The 21479-nt window shown below is 67.7% G+C and carries 17 protein-coding genes; 8 read left to right on the top strand and 9 right to left on the bottom strand.

The window, feature by feature from the left end:
* Positions 1-19: 19 nt before the first annotated feature.
* Entirely contained in the window at positions 20-1507 is a 1488-nt protein-coding gene (locus ACFWFP_RS33885; RefSeq protein WP_379301992.1) for an RNB domain-containing ribonuclease, read from the top strand.
* A gap of 10 nt (positions 1508-1517) precedes the next feature.
* Here ACFWFP_RS33885 and ACFWFP_RS33880 read toward each other — a convergent pair whose 3' ends face one another.
* From ACFWFP_RS33880 to panB, 4 genes are all read right to left on the bottom strand, one after another.
* Positions 1518-2375 carry a CHAD domain-containing protein gene (locus ACFWFP_RS33880; RefSeq protein WP_379301990.1) on the bottom strand — a complete coding sequence of 286 codons (858 nt, stop codon included), beginning with the start codon at positions 2373-2375 and terminating at the stop codon, positions 1518-1520.
* A gap of 4 nt (positions 2376-2379) precedes the next feature.
* Positions 2380-3342 (bottom strand): prolyl aminopeptidase, encoded by a 963-nt coding sequence (gene pip, locus ACFWFP_RS33875; protein ID WP_379301988.1) that lies wholly within the window; start codon positions 3340-3342, stop codon positions 2380-2382.
* A complete protein-coding gene (locus tag ACFWFP_RS33870; protein WP_379301986.1) occupies positions 3342-3770 on the bottom strand; it encodes a hypothetical protein in 429 nt (142 codons plus the stop codon). The genes pip and ACFWFP_RS33870 overlap by 1 nt, the downstream gene beginning before the upstream one ends.
* A gap of 112 nt (positions 3771-3882) precedes the next feature.
* Positions 3883-4740, bottom strand: coding sequence for a 3-methyl-2-oxobutanoate hydroxymethyltransferase (gene panB / locus ACFWFP_RS33865; protein WP_379301984.1), 858 nt, complete (start codon positions 4738-4740; stop codon positions 3883-3885).
* A gap of 198 nt (positions 4741-4938) precedes the next feature.
* On the opposite strand from panB, the gene ACFWFP_RS33860 reads away from it, so the two are divergent.
* The 3 genes from ACFWFP_RS33860 to ACFWFP_RS33850 all read left to right on the top strand — a co-directional run bounded on the left by ACFWFP_RS33860 (position 4939) and on the right by ACFWFP_RS33850 (position 11021).
* Positions 4939-6471, top strand: a complete 1533-nt coding sequence (locus ACFWFP_RS33860; RefSeq protein WP_379301982.1) for an alpha/beta hydrolase — start codon at positions 4939-4941, stop codon at positions 6469-6471.
* Positions 6472-6592: 121 nt separating this feature from the next.
* The gene (gene glnA / locus ACFWFP_RS33855) at positions 6593-7933 is read left to right on the top strand and encodes a type I glutamate--ammonia ligase (RefSeq protein ID WP_378996527.1); all 1341 of its coding nucleotides are present in this window, start codon (positions 6593-6595) and stop codon (positions 7931-7933) included.
* A 76-nt stretch (positions 7934-8009) separates the two neighbouring features.
* Positions 8010-11021 (top strand): bifunctional [glutamine synthetase] adenylyltransferase/[glutamine synthetase]-adenylyl-L-tyrosine phosphorylase, encoded by a 3012-nt coding sequence (locus ACFWFP_RS33850; protein WP_379301980.1) that lies wholly within the window; start codon positions 8010-8012, stop codon positions 11019-11021.
* 58 nt (positions 11022-11079) lie between these two features.
* Here ACFWFP_RS33850 and ACFWFP_RS33845 read toward each other — a convergent pair whose 3' ends face one another.
* The gene (locus ACFWFP_RS33845) at positions 11080-11283 is read right to left on the bottom strand and encodes a cold-shock protein (protein ID WP_056821080.1); all 204 of its coding nucleotides are present in this window, start codon (positions 11281-11283) and stop codon (positions 11080-11082) included.
* 221 nt (positions 11284-11504) lie between these two features.
* Between ACFWFP_RS33845 and ACFWFP_RS33840 the strand changes: the two genes are divergently transcribed.
* Both ACFWFP_RS33840 and ACFWFP_RS33835 read left to right on the top strand, forming a co-directional pair.
* Entirely contained in the window at positions 11505-12527 is a 1023-nt protein-coding gene (locus tag ACFWFP_RS33840) for a hypothetical protein (RefSeq protein WP_379301978.1), read from the top strand.
* 103 nt (positions 12528-12630) lie between these two features.
* The gene (locus tag ACFWFP_RS33835) at positions 12631-15144 is read left to right on the top strand and encodes a DUF262 domain-containing protein (RefSeq protein ID WP_379301976.1); all 2514 of its coding nucleotides are present in this window, start codon (positions 12631-12633) and stop codon (positions 15142-15144) included.
* On the opposite strand, the gene ACFWFP_RS33830 is transcribed toward ACFWFP_RS33835, so the two are convergent.
* Entirely contained in the window at positions 15141-15422 is a 282-nt protein-coding gene (locus tag ACFWFP_RS33830) for a hypothetical protein (protein WP_379301974.1), read from the bottom strand. The two genes, ACFWFP_RS33835 and ACFWFP_RS33830, sit on opposite strands and share 4 nt — an antisense overlap.
* 92 nt (positions 15423-15514) lie before the next feature.
* On the opposite strand from ACFWFP_RS33830, the gene ACFWFP_RS33825 reads away from it, so the two are divergent.
* Both ACFWFP_RS33825 and ACFWFP_RS33820 read left to right on the top strand, forming a co-directional pair.
* Positions 15515-16465 carry an endonuclease/exonuclease/phosphatase family protein gene (locus ACFWFP_RS33825; RefSeq protein ID WP_379301972.1) on the top strand — a complete coding sequence of 317 codons (951 nt, stop codon included), beginning with the start codon at positions 15515-15517 and terminating at the stop codon, positions 16463-16465.
* Between the two features lie 101 nt (positions 16466-16566).
* Positions 16567-17985, top strand: a complete 1419-nt coding sequence (locus tag ACFWFP_RS33820) for a metallopeptidase (protein WP_379301970.1) — start codon at positions 16567-16569, stop codon at positions 17983-17985.
* A 707-nt stretch (positions 17986-18692) separates the two neighbouring features.
* Here the strand turns inward: ACFWFP_RS33820 and ACFWFP_RS33815 are convergent.
* Genes ACFWFP_RS33815 through ACFWFP_RS33805 form a run of 3 tightly spaced genes read right to left on the bottom strand, consistent with a single transcriptional unit; the run spans position 18693 to position 21442 of the window.
* Positions 18693-19154, bottom strand: a complete 462-nt coding sequence (locus ACFWFP_RS33815; protein ID WP_379301968.1) for a 6,7-dimethyl-8-ribityllumazine synthase — start codon at positions 19152-19154, stop codon at positions 18693-18695.
* Between the two features lie 36 nt (positions 19155-19190).
* On the bottom strand, positions 19191-20027 hold the full coding sequence (locus ACFWFP_RS33810) for an alpha/beta hydrolase (protein WP_379301966.1): 837 nt from the start codon (positions 20025-20027) through the stop codon (positions 19191-19193).
* Positions 20024-21442, bottom strand: coding sequence for a M20/M25/M40 family metallo-hydrolase (locus tag ACFWFP_RS33805; protein WP_379301964.1), 1419 nt, complete (start codon positions 21440-21442; stop codon positions 20024-20026). Before ACFWFP_RS33805 ends, ACFWFP_RS33810 begins: the two co-directional genes overlap by 4 nt.
* Positions 21443-21479: the final 37 nt, after the last annotated feature.

Below are 21479 nucleotides of genomic sequence, written 5' to 3'. Positions count from 1 at the left end.
AATCGCTACTCTGCGAGTCATGGACTTCGGATCACACACGACGGGTAGTTCGCAGAGTCGGGGTCGGACGGCTTTCTTCCGACTCCATCAGCGGATCGTCTCGGCACCGGTCGACTTCGGCGCCATCCGTTCCGAATTCGGACTGGCCTCGGAGTACCCGACCGAGGCCGTCTCCGACGCCCGCGACGCGGTGGACGCGTTCGCGGGCACCCGGGTCGATCGGACCGACATCGAGTTCGTGACCATCGACCCGCCCAGCGCGCTGGATCTGGACCAGGCGCTGCACATCGAACGCACGCCCACCGGCTTCACCCTGCACTACGCGATCGCGGATCTCGGTGCGGTGATCGTGCCGGGCAGTGCGCTGGCCACCGAGGCCGAAGTACGCGGTCAGACCTTCTATCTGCCCGACGGCAGTGTTCCGCTGCATCCGACCGTGCTGTCCGAGGGCACCGCGAGTCTGCTGCCCGGCGTCGACCGGCCCGCCGTGTTGTGGACCATCGAACTCGACAACGATGCCGCGCCACTGAGTTTTTCGGTGCAGCGCGCACGGGTGCGCTCGCGGGAGCGGTTCGACTACGCACAGGTCCAGGCCGCCGCCGACGCAGGGACGTTGCCGCCATCGTTGACCGCGCTGCCCGAATTCGGTCGGCTGCGGATCGAGGCGGGGTTGGACCGGGGCGCGATCTCGTTGCGTTTGCCCGCACAGGAAGTGATTCGCGACGGCGACGGCTGGCGCCTGCAGCTGGAGCCCAGGACCGAGGCCGACGACTGGAACGAACAGGTCTCGCTGCTCACCGGTATGTGCGCGGCGCAAATCATGCTGGCGCACAAGGGGGTCGGCTTGCTGCGGACGATGCCGCCCCCGCCGGAGAGCGCGATCGATTCGATGCGGCGCACGGCGGCGGCACTGGGGGTCCAGTGGCCCGCCGACGTCCCGGTGGGGCGCATGCTCGCGGGCCTCGACGCGAACACCCCCGCGGCGCTGGTGCTGATGTCGGAAGCCACCGGTTTGTTGCGAGGCGCGAGCTACACACTGCTCGCCGAACTCGACGACCCGACACCGCAACAGCTGACGCACAGTGCGATCGGCGCTCCGTACGCGCACGTGACGGCGCCACTGCGACGGTTGGCCGACCGGTTCACCACCGAGATCTGCCTGGCCTACGAGGCCGGAGTCGACGTGCCGCGATGGGTGGTGGACGGTGTGAAGGCCGCCGCCGAGACGATGCGCCGCACCGATGCCGTAGCCAACAAGGTCGACCGCGCCTGCGTCGACCTGACCGAGGCCACCGTCCTCGCGCCTCGGGTCGGCACCGAATTCGCCGCGGTGGTTCTGCGTGAGGCCAACGGGTCTCGGCCCGCTGAGATCTTTGTCAGTGAACCGCCGATCCTCGCGCGGTGTGCGGGACAGCCGCCGGAAGGGGAGAAAGTCGCGGTGCGGTTGGCTGTCGCTGATCCGGGAACTCGAACTATCGAGTTCGGCTATGACGGGCCACGCCACTAGTGGGGGATCGTCAGTTCGCCACGGAGATGAAGGCGGCGGCCGCCGGGTAGTGGGCGATGGCTCGACCCGCGGCTGCTTCTTCGGTGTCGGCCAGGAGTTCGTAGACGGTTGCTGCCGGGCCGTGGGTGCCTTCCGCTACCACCAGGATCGCTTCGCGGGATTCGACGGCGTCGCGGTGGTCGCCGAGGACGGATTGGAGGCGTTTGGCTCGGGTGCCGAGGTCGGTGGCGTCGGGGCCGAGGACGGTCGCGGCGGCTTCGCAGGAATAGCGTAAACGCTTGGCGCCCTTGCGGATGTCGTGGAGCAGCTCTACGCGATCCGCCGGGGTGGCGGTGGGCTCGGCGAAGACGAGTGTGCGCAGGCGTTTGCGGTCGCGCCGCAGGACCTTGTCGAAGACCTCGGTCGCGTTGTCACGGGCGAGGTCCGGGGCGAGCGGGGGGTCGGTGCGCCAGGTCTTCAGGACTTTGCGCAGGCGGCGGTACCGCTTGCCGTCCAGGGCGCTCAGAACCTCCGCGTGCGCATCGGTGTAGGCCGTACGGGAGGCGCCGACCAGGGCATCGGTGACCTCGGTGGGGATTTGGTCGTAGCCGGTCAGCAGGTCGGTGAACCGTTCCGCGCGGACTTCGGCGTCGCGGGCCACGCCGAGCAGGTCGGCGAGCCACTTCAGTTCCGCCTCGGTGGCGGCGGCTGCCTCGGCGTCGAACAGTTTCCGATAGGAGCGCAGGACACTGCGGAGTCTGCGCGTGGCCACCCGCATCTGGTGGACCGAATCGTCGGCGTCGGCGCGCACATCGGGTTCGGCGTCGAAGAGCCGGTCGATGTCCTCGCGTAGTGCCGCGACGACGGCTTTTCCGGCCTTGGTCGCCATGATGTCAGCCTCGCTTCCCGAACGTGTCGGTCGCTTCCACCAGGTGGGCAGTGATGCCGGGCTCGTGCGCGGTGTGCCCGGCGTCCTCGACGATGTGCAGCGTCGAGGACGGCCACGCGTTGTGCAGATCCCATGCGCTCACCGCGGGGCACACGATGTCGTGACGGCCCTGCACGATCACGCCGGGGATGTCGGCGATCCGATCCATGTCTCGCAGCAACTGTCCCTCCTCGAGGAAGCCACCGTGGCGAAAATAGTGGTTTTCGATCCGGGCGAACGCGAGAGCGAAGCGTGCCTCGGCGGTTTCGGCGACCCGATCCGGTTGCGGGAGCAGGGAACTCGTCGCGCCTTCCCAGGTCGACCAGGCGATCGCGGCATCGAGCGCGACCTGCGGATCAGGGGAGTGCAGCAGCCGGTGATACACCTCGACGAGATCGTCGCCGCGTTCCCCGACGGGGACGGGCGCCAGGAATTTCGCCCACTCGGCGGGGTAGACGTTGCCCGCGGCGCCGTTGTAGTACCAGTCGATTTCCTTGCGCCGCAACAAGAAGATGCCACGCAACACCAGTTCGGTCACCCGCTCGGGGTGGGCCTGCGCATAAGCCAGGCCGAGGGTCGACCCCCACGAACCGCCGAACACCTGCCAGCGCTCGATCCGCAGATGATCGCGCAGCAATTCCATGTCGGCGATCAGATTCGGTGTGGTGTTGGCGTCCAGCGGAGCCCCATCGGCGATGTGCGGCATGGACTTTCCGCATCCGCGCTGATCGAAGAGCACGATCTTGTACACGGCCGGGTCGAAGAAGCGCCGTTGCAGGGGCCCGGTGCCGCCGCCGGGTCCGCCGTGGACGAACACCACCGGCTTGCCGTCGGGATTGCCGCTGACCTCCCAGTACACCGACTGGCTGTCGCCGACGTCGAGCAGGCCCTGCTCGAACGGTTCGATCTCGGGGTAGAGAGCACGCATCAGAACGCCAATCCCGCGGCGAGGGAAGGCAATTCGAGAGCTGTGAGGGCCTCGGTCCGCACCTCGGGGCAGCTCTCGGTGGTCACCCGGTCGATCATCGCCTTGTCGGCGAGTACGTGTCCGTTGATGCCGCCGTTGCGGAAGCCCCAGTCGTGCACCATGGCGTTGAGCGAGATCCGGCCGAGCGTCGGGCCCTGCACCCGGAAGTTCGACAGCTCGGGGCGGATCATGTCGCACAGTTGCGCCGCGGAGGAGGGACTGATCGTCAGCGTCCCAGCCGGGGCGGTGGTCGTCGGCGCGGCCGCGGTGGTGGTGCCCGCGCTGCCGGTCGAGGCCGGTGGCGTACCTCCGCAGGCGGTCAGGGTCGCGGCGGCGAGTGCGCCCGCCGTCAACAGCACGGAACGAGAAATCCAACGGCGTCGCGGCATCGGTACCTCTGCTAGTCGAACAGTGTCGCCATCGAGTCTGCCATCAGCCGCGGATATACACCTTTCGCACGTAACGGCCGCCCCCTGACAGGAGCGGCCGCACGGGGCGAACTCAGAAGCTGTGTTCGGGGCCGGGGAAGGTGCCTTGGCGGACTTCCGCGGCGTAAGTGGCTGCGGCGGTGCGGAGTTCGTCGCCTACATTGCCGAAGCGCTTGACGAACTTGGCGGTTTTGCCGCTGGTGTAGCCGGCCATGTCCTGCCAGACCAGTACCTGGGCGTCGCAGTCGGCGCCGGCGCCGATGCCGACCGTGGGGATGGTCAGCTTGCGGGTGACCTGGCCCGCGATCTCGGCGGGGACCATTTCCATGACCACCGAGAACGCGCCGGCTTCCTGCACGGCGATCGCGTCGGCGACCAGCTGCTCGGCGCCGTCGCCACGACCCTGGACCCGGAAACCGCCCAGGGTGTTCACGCTCTGCGGGGTGAATCCGATGTGGGCCATCACGGGGATGCCCGCGGAGGTGATCAGCGCGATCTGTTCGGCGACCCGTTCGCCGCCCTCGAGCTTCACCGCGTGCGCGCCGCCCTCCTTCATGAAGCGGATGGCGGTCGCCAGGGCCTGCTGCGGCGAGGACTCGTAGGTCCCGAACGGCAGATCGGCGACGACCAGCGCGTGCGGGGCGCCGCGCACGACACCGCGCACGAGGGGGATGAGTTCGTCGACGGTGATCGGCACGGTGGTGTCGTAGCCGTAGACGACGTTGGCGGCGGAATCGCCGACCAGGAGCACGGGGATGCCGGCTTCCTCGAACAGCCGGGCGGACGAGTAGTCGTAGGCCGTCAGCATCGACCAGCGCTCACCGTCGGCCTTCATCTGCTGGAGATGCTGGACGCGGGTCTTGCGGCGTGGCTCGGCTTCGGCGGGAGTGGCACCGTAGGCAGCATTCTGCTCTTCGGATACGGACATCATCGTCCCTTTCGTCTGGTTCCTCGAGGCCCATACCGGGTCCCCGGGCTTTTCTGACAGTCCCAGTGTGCCACCTGCGCCCACGTGGGTTTAAGGCCCGGCGCCGGTGTGATCGGTCACATCGGACGGTTCGGCTACCGTGATGACGAGCCCGTTCGGGCGCATTGTGTGCGCCGCAGGGCGCGGAAAGGTGGGCCCACTGTGCAGCGAGGCCGGCTCGTCGTGCTCCTCGGCGCTGTCTCTGCGTTGATCGTCACCGGGTGCGGAACCGGTGCGGACAGCGCGCCGCGTGCTGAACTGCCCCCGCCCCCGCCGGGCCTGAACAGCTTCTACGACCAGCAGATCGACTGGGGCTCGTGCGAGGGCTACGGCAGCCCGGACGACCGGCTACCGCCCAAGACCGAGTGCGCGCGGATCACTGTGCCGATCGACTACGCGCGCCCGGACGGCCCCACCGCCCAGATCGCGCTCTCGCGGATCCCGGCCACCGGCGAGAAGGTCGGTTCGCTGCTGATGAACCCGGGCGGGCCCGGCGTCTCCGGCCTGTCGATGGTCGGTGTCGGCAACCGCACCGAACTGGCGGAGAAGTTCGATCGGGTCGGTTTCGATCCGCGCGGTGTCGGCTCGTCGCTGCCCTCGATCGTCTGCCTCACCCCGCAGCAAGCCGACGCCGAACGCGCCGAACCGCCCACCGATAACACCCCGGCCGGCATCGCCGAGGCCGAGGCCGACAACCGGGAGTACGCCGACCGCTGCGCCCAGCGCTCCGGCGTCGACCTGCTCGGCCACGTGGGTACTCGGGAGGTGATCCAGGACATGGATGTCATGCGGGCCGTACTCGGCGACGCGAAACTGAGCTACCTCGGCTACTCCTACGGCACCCGCCTCGGTGCGGCCTACGCCGAGAAGTACCCGCAGAACGTGCGCGCGCTCGTTCTCGACGGCGCCGTCGACTCCTCGCAGGACCCGGTTCAGGAGTCACTGCGTCAGGCGGCGGGCTTCCAGGGTGTGTTCACCGCCTACGCCACCGACTGCGCGAAGAACGCCGACTGTCCGCTCGGCACCGATCCCGCCCAGGCCGTCACCCGTTTCCGCGAGCTGGTCGGACCGCTGGAGCAGACCCCGGCGCCGACCGCCGACCCGCGCGGCCTCAGCTACAACGACGCGATCACCGGCGTCCAGCAGGCCCTCTACAGCGACGACCTGTGGCAGATCCTCACCCAGGGCCTCACCGAACTGCGCGCGGGCAGCGGCGACACCCTGCTGCAACTGGCCGATATGTACGACGGCCGCCGCCAGGACGGCACCTACGCCAACACCCAGGACGCCTTCAACGCGATCCGCTGCGTCGACGATCCTCGCGTCACCGATCCCGCGGTGACCGGCCGTCAGGACACCGAATACCGCAAGGCCGCCCCGTTCCTCGACGACGGCAAGGGCACCGGCGCCGCCCCGCTGGAACTGTGCGCCGCCTGGCCGGTGCCCAACACCAGCACCCCGCATCGCGTCTCGGCTCCTGGACTGCCGCCCACCGTCGTGGTCTCCACCACCGACGACCCGGCGACGCCGTATCAAGCCGGTGTCGACCTGGCCGCGCAGCTGGGCGCCGACCTGATCACCTTCCGGGGTAATCGGCATACCGCTGCTCTCGTGGCGGGTGATCAGTGCCTCGACACCGCGGTGATCGACTATCTCGTCGATCTCGCCACGCCCGCACCCGGTCTCACATGTTGAGAGCCACAAGTTCTCACCGCGCCCCGTCGCGGCCGGTGAGATGTGCGAACGATGTGACGAGATCGCAAACCCGCCTCCGTATGTAACACGGATTTAACGCCGGGTGCTTACGCTCGCCGGTATGGATCGCCAGAAGGAATTCGTGCTGCGGACGCTCGAAGAGCGGGATATCCGTTTCGTCCGTCTCTGGTTCACCGATGTGCTGGGCTACCTCAAGTCCGTCGCCATCGCTCCCGCCGAGCTCGAAGGCGCCTTCGAGGAGGGCATCGGCTTCGACGGCTCGGCCATCGAAGGCTTCGCGCGCGTGTCCGAGGCGGACATGGTCGCCCGGCCCGATCCGTCGACCTTCCAGGTGCTGCCGTGGGCCAGTTCCAAGGGGCACCAGCACTCGGCGCGGATGTTCTGCGACATCACCATGCCCGACGGTTCGCCGTCCTGGGCCGACCCGCGCCACGTGCTGCGCCGTCAGCTGAACAAGGCCGCCGACGCGGGCTTCAGCTGCTACGTGCACCCCGAGATCGAGTTCTTCCTGCTGGAGAACAACCTCAAGGGCGGCTACGAGCCGACCCCGGCCGACAACGGCGGCTTCTTCGACCAGGCCGTGCACGACTCGGCGCCGAACTTCCGCCGCCATGCCATCGACTCGCTCGAATCGATGGGCATCTCGGTCGAGTTCAGCCACCACGAGGGTGCTCCCGGCCAGCAGGAGATCGACCTGCGCTACGCCGACGCGCTCTCGATGGCCGACAACGTGATGACGTTCCGCTACCTGATCAAAGAGGTGGCGATCGACGAGGGCGTGCGCGCGACGTTCATGCCCAAGCCGTTCTCTCAGTACCCCGGCTCGGCCATGCACACCCACATGAGCCTGTTCGAGGGCGAGAACAACGCCTTCGCCGATCCCGACGACCCGAACAACCTCTCGGGCACCGCGCGCTCGTTCATCGCGGGCATTCTCGAGCACGCCCCCGAGATCAGCGCGATCACCAACCAGTGGGTCAACTCCTACAAGCGCCTGATCCACGGCGGCGAAGCCCCGACCGCGGCCTCGTGGGGCCGGTCCAACCGGTCGGCGCTGGTGCGGGTGCCGATGTACACCCCGAACAAGTCGTCGTCGCGCCGCGTCGAGATCCGCAGCCCTGATTCGGCCTGCAACCCGTACCTGACCTTCGCGGTGCTGCTGGCCGCGGGTCTGCGCGGCATCGAAAAGGGTTACACGCTGCCCCCCGAGGCCGAGGACGACGTGTGGTCGCTGACCGACGCCGAGCGTCGCGCCATGGGCTTCCGCACCCTGCCCGGCACCCTCGACGAGGCCCTGCAGGCGATGGAGCGCTCCGAGCTGGTCGCGGAAACTCTCGGCGAACACGTCTTCGACTTCTTCCTGCGCAACAAGCGCCGCGAATGGGCCGACTACCGCTCCCAGGTCACCCCGTGGGAGCTCAAGGAATACCTGAGCTTGTGAGGTAGTCCCCGGCGGGGCGGAAAGCTCGAGGTTCCCAGGCCGAAGACCAGCGGCGCCAGCCGCTAAGATTTCAGCTATGGTCCGGCCACCGACTGCCCGCTCCGCTGTACCCGGCGTCGGCCGGCTCGGTTTACTCGAACCGGCAGCGGCGGCTTCCCTGCGCCAACTCGGCTGGGACAACGTCGACGGGGTGCCGGTGCTCTGGGCGCTCTCGCGTTCGCCCGATGCCGATCTCGCCCTGTCCACGCTCGTGCGGCTGCGCGAATCGCTCGAAGACGAATGGCCCGAACTGGATTCGGCGATCCGTTCCGACACCACGTTGCGCGGCAGGCTGTTCGGCTTGCTCGGCTCGTCGACGGCGTTCGGCGACCACCTGGTCGCTGTCCCGGCGGCGTGGAAAGTGCTGCGCGAGAACGAACTGCCCAGCCGGGACGAGTTGATCGCCGATCTGCTCGACGCCGTCGACGCGGCGCCGGAGACCGGACCCAACGCCGGGCCGATGCTGTGGCGCGCCGGGATCGCCGGCCCGGAGGCGGTCGCCTTGCTGCGCAGCAGGTATCGCGATCAGCTGATGCTGCTGGCCGCGGTCGACCTCGCCTCCACGGTCGAGAACGAACCGGTGCCGCCGTACCTGCTGGTCGGCAAGCACCTGTCGGATCTGGCCGATGCCGCGCTCACCGCAGCCCTGTCGGTCGCGGTGGCCAGGGTGTGTAAGAACGGCCCGGTGCCGGTGCGCCTCGCGGTGATCGCGATGGGCAAATGTGGTGCGCGAGAACTGAATTACGTCAGCGATGTCGACGTGGTGTTCGTCGCCGAACCGGCCGACGCCACCGCGACCCGGCTCGCCGCGGAGATGATGAGCGTCGCGAGCTCGGCCTTCTTCGAGGTCGACGCCGCACTGCGCCCCGAGGGCAAGGCGGGCGCCCTGGTGCGCACCCTCGACTCCCACCTCGCCTATTACAAGCGGTGGGCGCGCACCTGGGAATTCCAGGCGCTGTTGAAGAACCGGCCGATGACCGGCGATCTGGAACTCGGCAAGCAGTACCGCGACGCGCTGATGCCGATGGTCTGGACCGCGTCGGAACGCCCCGACTTCGTCGCCGACGTCCAGGCCATGCGCCGCCGGGTCGAGGACCTGGTCCCCGCCGATATGCGTGAGCGCGAACTCAAGCTCGGCGCGGGCAGCCTGCGCGATGTCGAATTCGCCGTGCAGCTGCTGCAATTGGTGCACGGCCGGGTGGACGAGGCACTGCACGTCACCAATACCGTCGAAGCGCTCACGGCCCTCGCCGCGGGCGGCTACGTCGGCCGTGAGGACGCCGCCAACCTCGCCGCGTCCTACGAATTCCTGCGCCTGCTCGAACACCGCCTGCAATTGCAGCGGCTCAAGCGCACCCACACCCTGCCCGCCTCCGATGACGAGGAGGGCATGCGCTGGCTGGCCCGCGCCGCCCACATCCGGCCCGACGGCCGCCAGGACGCGGTCGGAGTGCTCGACACCGACATCCGCCGCAACGCCGTGCGAGTCCGGCGGCTGCACGCGAAACTGTTCTATCGCCCGCTGCTGGACGCGGTCGCCCGGATGGACTCCGACGCGCTGCGTCTGAGCCCCGACGCCGCTGTCCGCCAGCTGGCCGCCCTCGGCTACGGCGCACCGGCCAACGCGCTCGGCCATCTCAAAGCGCTCACCGGCGGCGTTTCGCGCAAGGGCCGCATCCAGGCACTGCTGCTGCCGACTCTGCTCGAATGGCTCGGTGACACACCGAATCCCGACGCCGGGCTGCTCGCCTACCGCCGGGTGTCGGAGGGGCTCGATGATCAGATCTGGTTCCTGCGCGAACTGCGTGACGAGGGCGCGATCGCCCAGCGGCTGATGATCGTGCTCGGCTCCTCGGAGTACCTGCCCGATCTGCTGATCAACGCGCCCGACACCATCCGCATGTACGCCGACGGGCCCGGCGGCCCGCAGTTGCTCAGCACGAAACCCGAAGACGTCGCCCGTGGCATGCAGACCGCCGCCGCCCGCTACGACGACCCGAAACGTGCTGTCGCGGCGGCACGTTCGCTGCGCCGCCACGAACTGGCCAGGGTGGCCTCGGCCGACGTGCTCGGCATGCTCGACGTCGCGCAGGTGTGCGCGGCGCTGTCGTCGGTGTGGGTCGCGGTGCTAGAGGCGGCACTGAGCGCGGTCATCCGCGCCTCGGAGGCCGAACGCGGAGCGCCCGCACCCGCCGACTTCGCGGTGATCGGCATGGGCAGGCTCGGCGGGATGGAACTGGGCTACGGCTCCGACGCCGACGTGCTGTTCGTCTGCGATCCCCGCCCCGGTGAGGACGAGGCCACGGCCGTGAAATGGGCCAACGGAATCGCCGAGAAGGTGCAGCGGCTGCTCGGCGCACCGAGCGTCGACCCGCCGCTGCAGGTCGACGCGGGCCTGCGCCCCGAGGGACGCAACGGTGCCCTGGTTCGCACGCTGGCCGCCTATCAGGCCTACTACACGCAGTGGGCCCAGGCCTGGGAGGTGCAGGCGCTGCTGCGCGCCCACCAGGTGGCGGGCGATCAGGATCTGGGCGTGCGCTTCCTGCACGTCATCGACCCGATCCGCTACCCGACCGGTGGGGTCTCGGAGGAATCGGTGCGCGAGATCCGCCGCATCAAGGCGCGCGTCGACTCCGAGCGACTCCCGCGCGGCGCCAACCCGGCCACCCACACCAAACTGGGCCGCGGCGGCCTGGCCGACATCGAGTGGACCGTCCAGCTCCTGCAACTGCGTCACGCGCACGAGATACCCGCGCTGCACAACACCTCGACCCTGCAGTCGCTCGACGTGATCGAAGCCGAGGGCATCCTCGAATCCGACGATGTCGCGCTCCTGCGTGAATCGTGGATCACCGCTACCGCCGCGCGTAACGCCCTCGTGCTGGTCAAGGGCAAGCCGACCGACCAACTCCCCGGCCCGGGCCGGCTGCTCTCCGCGGTGGCCCGAGTAGCGGGCTGGCCCAACGACGACGGCAGCGAATTCCTCGACACCTACATGCGCATCACCCGGCGCGCGAAGGCCGTCGTGGAGCGCGTGTTCGGGGGATAGTCCGGGCATGAAAAAGCCCCGCACCACTGGTGCGGGGCTTTTTCAGTTCACGCCGAAATCAGATGGCGCGGACGTCCTGGGCCTGGGGGCCCTTCTGGCCCTGGCCGACCTCGAACTCCACCCGCTGTCCCTCTTCGAGGGACTTGAAGCCCGAGCCGCCGATAGCCGAGTAGTGAACGAAGACGTCGGGGCCGCCTCCGTCTTGGGCGATGAAGCCGAAGCCCTTTTCGCCGTTGAACCACTTGACGGTGCCTTGAGTCATGTTTTAAAAGTCTTTTCCGTAGGTGAGCCATGGCGATCACTTGCGATCAGCCCAGTCTCAGCAACCCAGTATGCCATACTCGCCAGCAAACCGCGCCTTGCGGTTGGTCACACCGCACTGTGGGCGGAGTATGCCGTGGAAAACCGGCGTGTTGCGTCGGTCGGCAATCAATGCGAGCGCCCCTGTCACATCGCGTGGCGGACTGTGCCAATCTGGGCGGTATGGGTGAGATGAACGAGGGGCGTGGCGGGCACGTCGACCTGGCCATGCGGGTGCTCGACGCACACGTGGCGTTCACCAAGCAGCAGTTGCGTGAACCCGCCGGGTTTCTCGAGTTCGTCACCGAGGAGATCGACGGCGCCCTCGACGAGGCCGCGGAGCTGACCCTCGCGCAGGCGGTGACCCGTGAGCAGATCAAGGCGGTCGCGCACAAGTTCGCCGTGCAGGTTCCCGTCGAGGGCGCGATCCCCGAACTCGTCGGCGAGATCGCCACCCGCCTGTACAACCATCGCGCCAACGACGAGATCGAGGTCGGTGAGCTCGTCGACAACCGCCGCTTCGACGAGCTGGTCGACGGCGTAGCCGATCTGGATCTCACCCACCGGCTGGTGCGACTGGTGCTCAACAGCCCGGTGACCGTCGACGCGTGTGTCGAGGCGGTCCAGCGCGCGGTGGTCACCGCGGTCGACGACGGTTTGCACCCCGAAGGCGGCGGCCTCGCCCGGTCGCTGCGCGGCGCACTGTCGCGGCTGGCCGAACCGGCGATGCCCGCGATCGAGAACGGCGTCGGCAGGCTCACCCGCACCGGCGCGCGATTCGTGTTGCGCGGCAACAGCGGTGACGCCGACGAGGTCTTGCTCGACAGCGCCCGCGAGACCTGGCGCAAACACACCGGCGCCGCGGTCGGCTCGTTCCGTGATCTGGTCTCGGCCGACGATGTCGAAGACATCGTGGTGCTCGTCTTCGAATTCTGGCGCACCTTCCGCGATACCGACTACTTCCGCGCCCTGCTCGACGAGGGCGTGGACCACGTCTTCGACAAATACGGCGACACCCCCCTTGCCGAATTACTGGCTGAGCTGGGCGTTGGGCGCGCGGAAATGCTCGAAGAGGCCCTGCGTTTCGGCCCGCCGGTCCTCGAAACACTCGACGAGCGCGGCTATCTCGACACCGTGCTGCGCCGCAGGCTGGCTCCGTTCTACGCCTCCGACGCCTTCCGGGCCGCTGTGTCCGGGATGGAGTGACCGCACCAGTTCCGTTCGGCCGCTGGTATGTCGGGATGTGTCGGTACGATTCGTGCAACGATGGGGCGCTTGTCTGCCACCGGATCTCGATCGAAAGGCTGCCGTGACACGTCTGTCCACCCTGCTCGACCAGATCGACTCCGGTGCTGTGCTGCTGCCCGAATTCCAGCGTGGCTACGTGTGGAACCGCGACCAGGTGCGTGGACTCATGCGGTCGCTGTATCTCGGGTATCCGGTCGGTGGGTTGCTGGTGTGGGAGACCGGGTCCGAGGAGATCGCGGTGCGCGGGTCGACCACCGGCTCGGGGCTGCGCCAGTTGCTGCTCGACGGGCAGCAGCGCATCACCACCCTCTACGGGATCATGCGCGGGACAGCGCCGTCGTTCTTCGAAGGCGACGAGATCGCTTTCACCGGTCTGCATTTCGATGTCGAGCGTGAGCTCTTCGAATTCCAGGTGCCCGGCCGCGATACCGCGCCGGCCTGGATCGACATCACCGAACTGTTCGCCCAGGGCCCGATGCACTACCTGGCGAGGTTTCCGGACGAGTCGCCGGAAACCCTTGCCCTCTATCTCGATCGGCTGAACAAGGTTCGCGAGGTCGCCAACCGCGAGTTCAACGTCGAGACCATCACCGGATCGGATCGCACGGTCGACGAGGTGGTCGACATCTTCAACCGGGTCAACTCCGGCGGCACCAAACTGTCCAAGGGCGACCTCGCGCTGGCCACTCTGTGCGCGCAGTGGCCGCAGGCCCGCGGCAACCTGCGCGACCACCTGATCCGCTGGGACAAAGACGGTTACACGTTCACCCTGGACTGGTTGCTGCGCAACGTGATCGCCGTCGGCAACGGCCGCGCGCACTTCGACGCGCTCGGCGATCTGGCACCCGCGGAGTTCGAGCAGGCGCTGGTGGCCACCACCGAGCAGGTCGACACCTTCCTCGACACGGTGGCGGGCCGACTCGGCCTCGATCACGACCGAGTCCTGATGGGGCGCTACGCGATTCCCGTGATCACCCGCCTGCTGTTCCTCAACGGCGGCCGCTTCGACAACGATCTGCACCGCGACCGGGTGCTGTACTGGTACGTGCATTCCGCGCTCTGGGGCCGGTTCAGCGGCTCCACCGAGACGTTCCTGCAACAGGACTACGACACGCTCGAACGCGGCGGCATCAACGCGCTGATCGGTTCGCTGGAACGGCTGCGCGGTGGCTCGCTCGACCTGTGCGCCGACGATTTCGCCGGTGCCACTCGCGGTTCCCGGTTCTATCCGCTGCTGTACATGCTGACCCGCGTCGACGGTTCACGCGATCTCGGCACCGGCTCCGAACTCGGCATCGAGCAGTTCGGCGAGCGCACCCCGGTGCAGGTGCACTACCTGTTCCCGAAAACCCTGCTGCGCGATGCCGGTTACGAACGCAACGAGATCAACGCGATCGCCAATTTCTGCTTCCTCAGCCCCGGTTCCGAGGCCGAGCTCGGCGAGCGTGAGCCCGCCGACTACTTCGCCGAGGTGGAACGCCGCAACCCGGGTGTGCTCGCCTCGCAGTGGATTCCGACCGACCCGTCGCTGTGGCGGGTGGAGAACTACCGTGAGTTCCTGCGGGCGCGCCGCAAGATGCTCTCCGCCTCGGCGGATGCCTTCCTCGAGAAGCTGCGCACCGGCAAGCTGCACCGCCCGACCCTGCTGACGGTGGGTGTCGCTGGGGTGACCATCGGCGATCCCGCGGTGGATCAGGTCAACGCTCTCGTCGACGATCTCGTCGCCGACGGTTTCGGCTTCCCGCTGCTCGACAGTGAGGTCTCCGACCCGGTCACCGGCCGCGAACTCGCTGTCGCCGAAGCCTTTTGGCCCGAAGGCCTGCAGCCGGGCGTCGGCATGCCGGTGGTGCTCGTGCTCGAGCCGTCCAATGCCGACCTCACCCGCTTCGCTCAATTGGGCTATGCGGTGTTCACCTCCGTCGACGCCCTGCGCGGTTACGTCGACAACCTGCGCGTGGAAGCCTCCGGCGACAGTGGCATCGACGGCCCGGTCGGCGATCTGGCCGCGTTGGCCGACCGCCTGCCCGCCACCTGGGTCGGCAACTCCGAGCAGGTCTGGTTCCGCTTCGCCTGGAACCTGCTCGAGCGCGACCGCGCCGAGGGCCCCGACGCGCTGCTCGGTGCCGAACATCTCGCCCTGCGCTACATCGCCCTGTGGGCGCTCACCCGCACCTTCTACATCCACGCTTTCGACCAGGGCAACCCCGGCGAATGGCGCTATTACCTCGGCGATGCCATCGGCCCGAGCCCGCTGGTCCCGCGTGCGTGGCTGACCCAGCGCGCCGTCGAATCCGGGGCGCTGGCCCCCGGCATGCCACCCGGCGACGAAGACGTCGCGATCGCGCTCGTCCACGGCGTCATCGAGACCGTCGAGGAGGTTGCCACCGCGCTGTCGCACCTGCTCGGCGGGCCCGGCCTGTTCGCCTCACTGTGGGCGTCGGCGGGCGCGGCCGAACACTACGGCTACCCCCTGTCCACCGACCAGATCAACGACCTCATCAACCAGGTGGTCAACGACCCCGAGTCCCGGAAGATCCAGGCCTACAACTGGATCGAGGCGGGCCTACCGCTCTAGGGCTTACCGGTCGCGCGCTGGAACGTCGTGACGAAGTCGGTCAGCGCGGTGCGGTCCTCGTGGTCGGCCGGTCGGTGGCCGCGGTCGGCTTCGACCGTGATCGCGGTGCCCGCACCGACACGCAGCTCGTCCCAGCAGACCGGGAGAACCGGGAGTTGCACGGTGCGCTCACCGACGGTCAGGGTGATCGCCGAGGTGTACTTGTTCGCGACGGTCATCAGCTCCTCGACGGCCTGCTCGGTGAGTGGACCCGCGGCGCGGAATTCCTCGATGTACACGGTCACCTCCCTTCGGCGGCCAGTGTAGGTCCTCGCAGAGCTGCCAAGACAGCCACAAGGGACCTGAAAGTGGAGCCGCTTAGGGTGGCCTCATGATGCGTAAAGGGTTGGAACGAGCGTTGCTCGTCCTGGGGTGGGGCGCGGTGGTCGCGGCGGTGGCCGGGATCGTGTTGCACGTCGCGGACTGGCGCCAGAAGTCGATGGTGCTGTTGGCGTCGGGGGCGATGTGGTTGATGCTCGGTGCGGTCGTAGGGCTGGTGCTGTTGCTCGCCGCGCGAGGCTGGCGCAGCTCGGCGGCGGCGGCACTGGTGCTGGCCGGGGCGGCGTGGTTGGTGGTCCCGTCCTACATTCCGGAGGCCAGGGCCGCCGAGGGGCCGGAACTGGTGGTGATGCAGTCGAACATCCTCTTCGGCAAGGCCGATCCGGTCGCGGTGGTCGGCGCGGTGCGGGAGAACAACGTCGACGTGCTCACCGTCGAGGAACTGACCAACGACTCGATCACGGGCCTGCGTGGGGCCGGACTCGAGGAGCGACTGCCCTACGTCTATCTGGAGCCCGCCCAGTCGGGCGGCGGCGGCACCGGTATCTACAGCCGATACCCGTTGCGCGACACCAAGAAATACGACGGCTTCATCATGAGCAATATCTCCGCGACGATGCAACATCCACAGCGCGGACCGATATCGGTCTTCGCCTTCCACCCGATCCCGCCGAACCTCGACTTCGGCGCCTGGTCGGCCGAGATGCGCCGGGTCGACGAGATCCTCGCGGCGACCAGCGCCCCCGCGATCGTCGGCGCGGATTTCAATGCGACACACGATCATTCGGCCTACCGCGCACTGCTCGACGGCGCGTTCGCCTCGGCCGCCGACCAGACCGGCGACGGTGTCCTGCTCACCTACCCGGCGGATCGCCGGTGGGGGCCGGTGATCGGGATCGATCACATCCTCGTCGCAGGTGGGGTGGCAGAACAGATCCGCACCCTCACCATCCCCGGCTCCGACCATCGCGCGGTGCTGGCCACGATCCGAATGGACCTGTGACAGTGGTCGTTTACCATGTGATCGCTCGATCGCGGACCGCTAGGCGTCCGCGTCATTTCCGGGGAGGACAGCGCATGAGAAGACATCGGTTCGGCGCGACCATGGCAGCTTTGATGAGTATCGGCATGCTCGTAACCGGTTGCGGCGCGACAACAGTCGCGAGCGACCAGGCGCAGCCGATCATGGACAATCCGTGGGAGGTGGCGGGCGCGGCGTCGTCCACCGGCCCCAGCGGGTCGCGTCCCGGTGTGCCCGACACAGACAAGAAGGCCGACAACGGCGACAACGGCAAGATCGACAAGCTCGCTCTCAACGCCATCGCCGACATCGAAGAGTACTGGCAGACCGAGTATTCCAAGACCTTCCGTGGCAATTTCAAGCCCGCCTCGAAGTACATCTCGTGGTCGGCGAAGGCGCCGGAGTCGGAGTCGGTGCAGTTCTGCAAGAGCAGCACCTACAAGCTGGTGAACGCCGCGTACTGCCCGCTCGACCACACCATCGGCTGGGACCGCACCGTCCTGCTGCCGCTGCTGGTCGACAAGTACAAGGAGATGTCGGTGGTGATGGTGCTCGCCCACGAATACGGGCACGCCATCCAGTCCCAGGCCGACCTGCTGCGCGGGTTCCTCACCGATGCGCTGGTCAAGGAGCAGCAGGCCGACTGCCTGGCCGGTGTGTTCCTTCGCCATGTGGCAGAGGGCAATTCGAAGCACTTCACGCTCAACACCACCGACGGGCTCAACGGTGTGCTCGGCGCGACCGTCGCCGTGCGTGACCGCGACCCCAACGATCCCGACGCCGTGCACGGTTCGGCGTTCGAGCGGGTAACGGCGGTGCAGATGGGTTACACCCAGGGCGCCAAGTCGTGCAAGGACATCAACGAGGACGAGATTGCCAAGCGTCGCGGTGGTCTACCGACCACGTTCATCGATGACGAGCGCGAAAAGCAGCTCGCGGTGGACCAGGAAAATCTCAGCAACCTGGCCAACCAACTGGGCAAGTCGATGCCGTTGAAGAACACGCCGAAGTTCGACTACGCCGGTGTCGTCCGCAATTGTTCCTCCACGACAACCACCGAACCGGTGTCTTACTGCCCAGGAAGCAACACGATCGGCACTGACCTACCCGCGATGGCAAAGCGTGCGGGTGAGGGTTCGAGCAGCAAAGGCGAGCCCTTGTCGGCGGTCGTTACTGGCGACTATAACGCCGCTGTAGTATTCGTCTCCCGCTACGCTCTTGCGGTACAGCAGGATCGTAAGTTGTCGTTGACCGGCGCCGACTCGGCTGGTCTGCGCACCGCCTGCCTCTCGGGTGTGCTAACCACGAAACTCAGCGACCCGGCCAGCGATCCACGCCTGTCGGCTGGCGACCTGGACGAAGCTGTATCTGGTCTGCTCGCCGATGGCCGCGCTGCCGCCGACGTCAATGGCAAAGTTGTGCCGAGTGGGTACCAGCGACTGGAGGCGTTCCGCACTGGTGTCTTGAACGGCGAGTCGGCCTGCCTGACCCAGTTCAAATAGGGCATGCGTTAGCCGTTGACGCCAGAGCTGAGGGTTTTCGCCATCCTAGCGGCTACCCTCGGCTCCGCGTATCGACCTCGAGTTTTCGGCTGGTTGCATGCCACCGGATTTTCGTCGGCCGCTGCCTCGGCGATCTTCGACTCAGGTGCCGTGACGCTTTTCCATTCCTGATTGCCGACATTGACTTTGTGAAAGATGCTCTGTCGCAGAGAAATACGGCATTGACACCGTTGGTTGTTTGATGAAACATGGTTGTTGTCGGCCGTTGAGTTGGAGGGGCCACCTGGCCGACTGGGGGATTAGGTTGTCCTGCATGGCCATTCTGGAAATGTGAGCACCGATATGTTGAAAAAGTTCTTGCCCGTCGTGATTATCGGTGCGGCCTCGTACGCAATGGTATTGCCGGCGTCGGCGTCGGCGTCAGTGGTTCCTGGTGAGTTCAGTTCTGCCCTGGTGCATGAGTTCTCGTCTAAGCAGGAATGCTTGGAGTACCTTGCGACGCAGTCCTACTACACGTGGTGTCGACAAAACGAAAAGGTTGATGAGGGGCCAGGGATGACAAATCGACTCGGGAGGTGGCAGCCGCGCCGGTGAATGCAGGCCGACTGCATAGTCACCGGGCACGGCCACGGCAGAGTTATCCAGCGGCTCTGGGCGTTTCGTACCGGCGTTTGTCCGGTGCGGGCCTGACTGGACCGTTCGGGTAGTCAGCGTCCCGTAGGCAGTGACCGTAGGGAGCTGAGGGTGTTCGCCACCGCGCGGGCAGCCTCAGCTCCCTTTGTCACGAAGTGGTTGGTGTAGTAGTCCACGTGTTCGCTGTGCTCGTGGAAGTGGTGCGGGGTGAGCACCACCGAGAACACCGGCACGTCGGTGTCGAGCTGCACGCGCATCAAGCCGTCGATCACCGCGGAGGCGACGAAGTCGTGGCGGTAGATGCCGCCGTCGACGACCAGGGCCGCGGCGACGATCGCGTCGTAGCGGCCGGTGCGGGCCAGGCGTTGGGCATGCAGCGGGATCTCGAAGGCGCCGGGGACGTCGAACACCTCGACGACCTCGGAGTCGAAGCCGAAGCCGGTGTATTCGGCGAGGAAGCCCTCGTGCGCCTTGTTGACGATGGAGCTGTGCCAGCTGGCGCGGATGAAGGCAACGGCGCCGGTAGACGTGGTCATGAGTGGTAAGTCTACTAGTGCCGCCCGCGCGAAAACTTACTGAGCAGTAATATGGGTGGACAGCCAGTCGGTGACATCGCCGAGCACCTTCGCTCGCTCGGGCTCGTTGAACACCTCGTGGTAGAGCCCCGGGTAGCGCAGCACCGTCACATCGGACGAGCCCGCGTCGCGTTCGAGCAGATCGGCGCTCGACGGTGACGCGATCACGTCGGCGGTGCCGTGCACTACCAGCAGCGGCGCGGTGAGCGCGCCGAGGCGCTGCTTCACCAGCGCGGTGTGCTGCAGGATCTCCACCGCGGTGCGCGCGGGCAGCTTGCCGCGGAACACCAGCGGGTCGTCGTCGTAGGCGCGCACCACTTCGGGATCACGACTGATCGTGGACGAATCCAGGGTCAGCACACCGAGATTCGGCGCGAACCGGGTAAGCAGGGGAGCGGCCAGGCGCTGGATCGGATTGCCGAGCGGGATGTCCAGCGGCGGCGCGGACACGATGACGCCCGCCACGTCGACCGGTCCTCGGGTCGCCTGGTGCAGGACCACCAGGCTGCCCATCGAATGCCCGAGCAGGAATCGGGGGACACCAGGATGGGCGGCGGCCGCGAGGTCGAGCAGGGTCGCGACATTGTCGGCGGCGCCCTGCATCGAACCGATATTGGCCGCCGGGCCCTCGGACAGGCCGTGCCCGATGTGGTCGAGCGCGTAGACCGCGAAGCCGGCGTCGGCCAGCGTGGTGCCGACGTGTTCGTAGCGGCCCGAGTGTTCGGCGACGCCGTGCACCAGCACCACCACCGCACGCGGTGCCGACTCCGGTTGCCATGCGCGCCACGCGATCTTGCCGCCGTGGCCCGCGAACTCGCCGGTGTCGGTTGTCATCGTGGCGCTCCTCCTGCTTCGGGCGCCGCGGCGAGCCGCTCGATGAGACGCCGGTTGAACTCGATCAGCCGAGCGTAGTTGAGCCGCGAGATCCGCTCGTCGGTTCCATGGATTCGTTCCAGATCCGCCGCGGTCAACACGATCGGCGCGAAGTTGCAGCGGGTCGCGGCCAGGCCGTCGTAGTGGCGTGAATCGGTGGCGCCCGGCACGATCCCGGTGGTGGTCACGATCCCGGGCACCACACTCGTCGCCAGTTCGGCGACCATGTCGAACGCCGGACCCGGCCCGTCGAATCGCGAGGGCTCCGACGCCGGCCCGACGAGGTCGATCGCCACGCCGATATCGCGGATCACCCGGGTGCAGTGCGCCAGCACCGCCGCCACCGAATCGCCCGGCAGGATACGGAAATTCACCAGCGCCTCGGCGCTCTGCGGCAGCACATTGGCCTTCACGCCGCCGCTGATCACGGTGGGCGCGGTGGTGGTGCGCACCAGCGCCTCGGTGGTCGGGCCGGTCGCCATGATGCGGGCCACGAGCGGTCCGGCCAACCTGGCCAGCCCGCGTGCGTCGGTGAGCTCGAGCAGCCGGCGGCGTGGTTCGGGCAGTGCCTCCCGCATGCGGGCGAGCATGTCGCTGATCACCGGCGTCAGCCGCAGTGGCATCGGATGATCCTGCACCCGCGCCACCGCGCGTGCCAGCCGTCCCACCGCGGTCTGCCTGCCCGGCATCGAGGAGTGGCCGCCGGTCTCGGTGACCGAAAGCCGTACCGTCGCATAGCCCTTCTCGCCGAGCATGATGCTGGCCACCGGTCGGTCGACCCCGTCGGCGACGCCCTCGGTGATCACCCCGCCCTCGTCTAGCAGCAGGTCCGCGCGCACGTCCTGGTCGCGCAGATGCTGGGCCATCCGGACCGCGCCGCCGTCACCGAAGACCTCTTCGTCGTGACCGAAGGCGAGAAATATTGTGCGGCGCGGGCGAATTCCGCCTTCCAGTGCCGACTCGACCGCTTCCAGGACGGCGAGCACGCGGCTCTTGTCGTCGATCGCGCCACGGCCCCAGATGAATTCGTCGTCGACGGCGCCGTCGAACGGGGGATGGGTCCAGCGTTGCGCGTCGTCGACCGGCACCACGTCCTGGTGGGCGAGCAGGATCGCCGACGCCGCACCGGGCTCGACGCCGTCCCAGCGGTAGAGCCTGCTGTGGTCGAAGGTCGTCAAGGACAGCTCGGCGTGGACGCGCGGGAACGACGCCTCGAGGTGGGCGGCCAGGCGCGCGAACTCCGCGTGGGCGGTGTGCGCGGGATCCTCGGTCGACACCGTCACGCACTGCAGCGCGACCGCCAGCCGCCGGGCGACGTCGTCATCGACGCCCTCGGTGACGGGGGGCAGGGTGGGGTTCTCGGTGATCGGGCGCATCTCAGCCATTGTGGCCCGTGGCGTGGGCCGGCGCCCG

Source organism: Nocardia sp. NPDC060249, assembly GCF_042728755.1.
Lineage (GTDB): Bacteria > Actinomycetota > Actinomycetes > Mycobacteriales > Mycobacteriaceae > Nocardia.
Note: the sequence above shows the minus strand (reverse complement) of the source record. Positions and strands in the feature narration are given on the sequence as shown.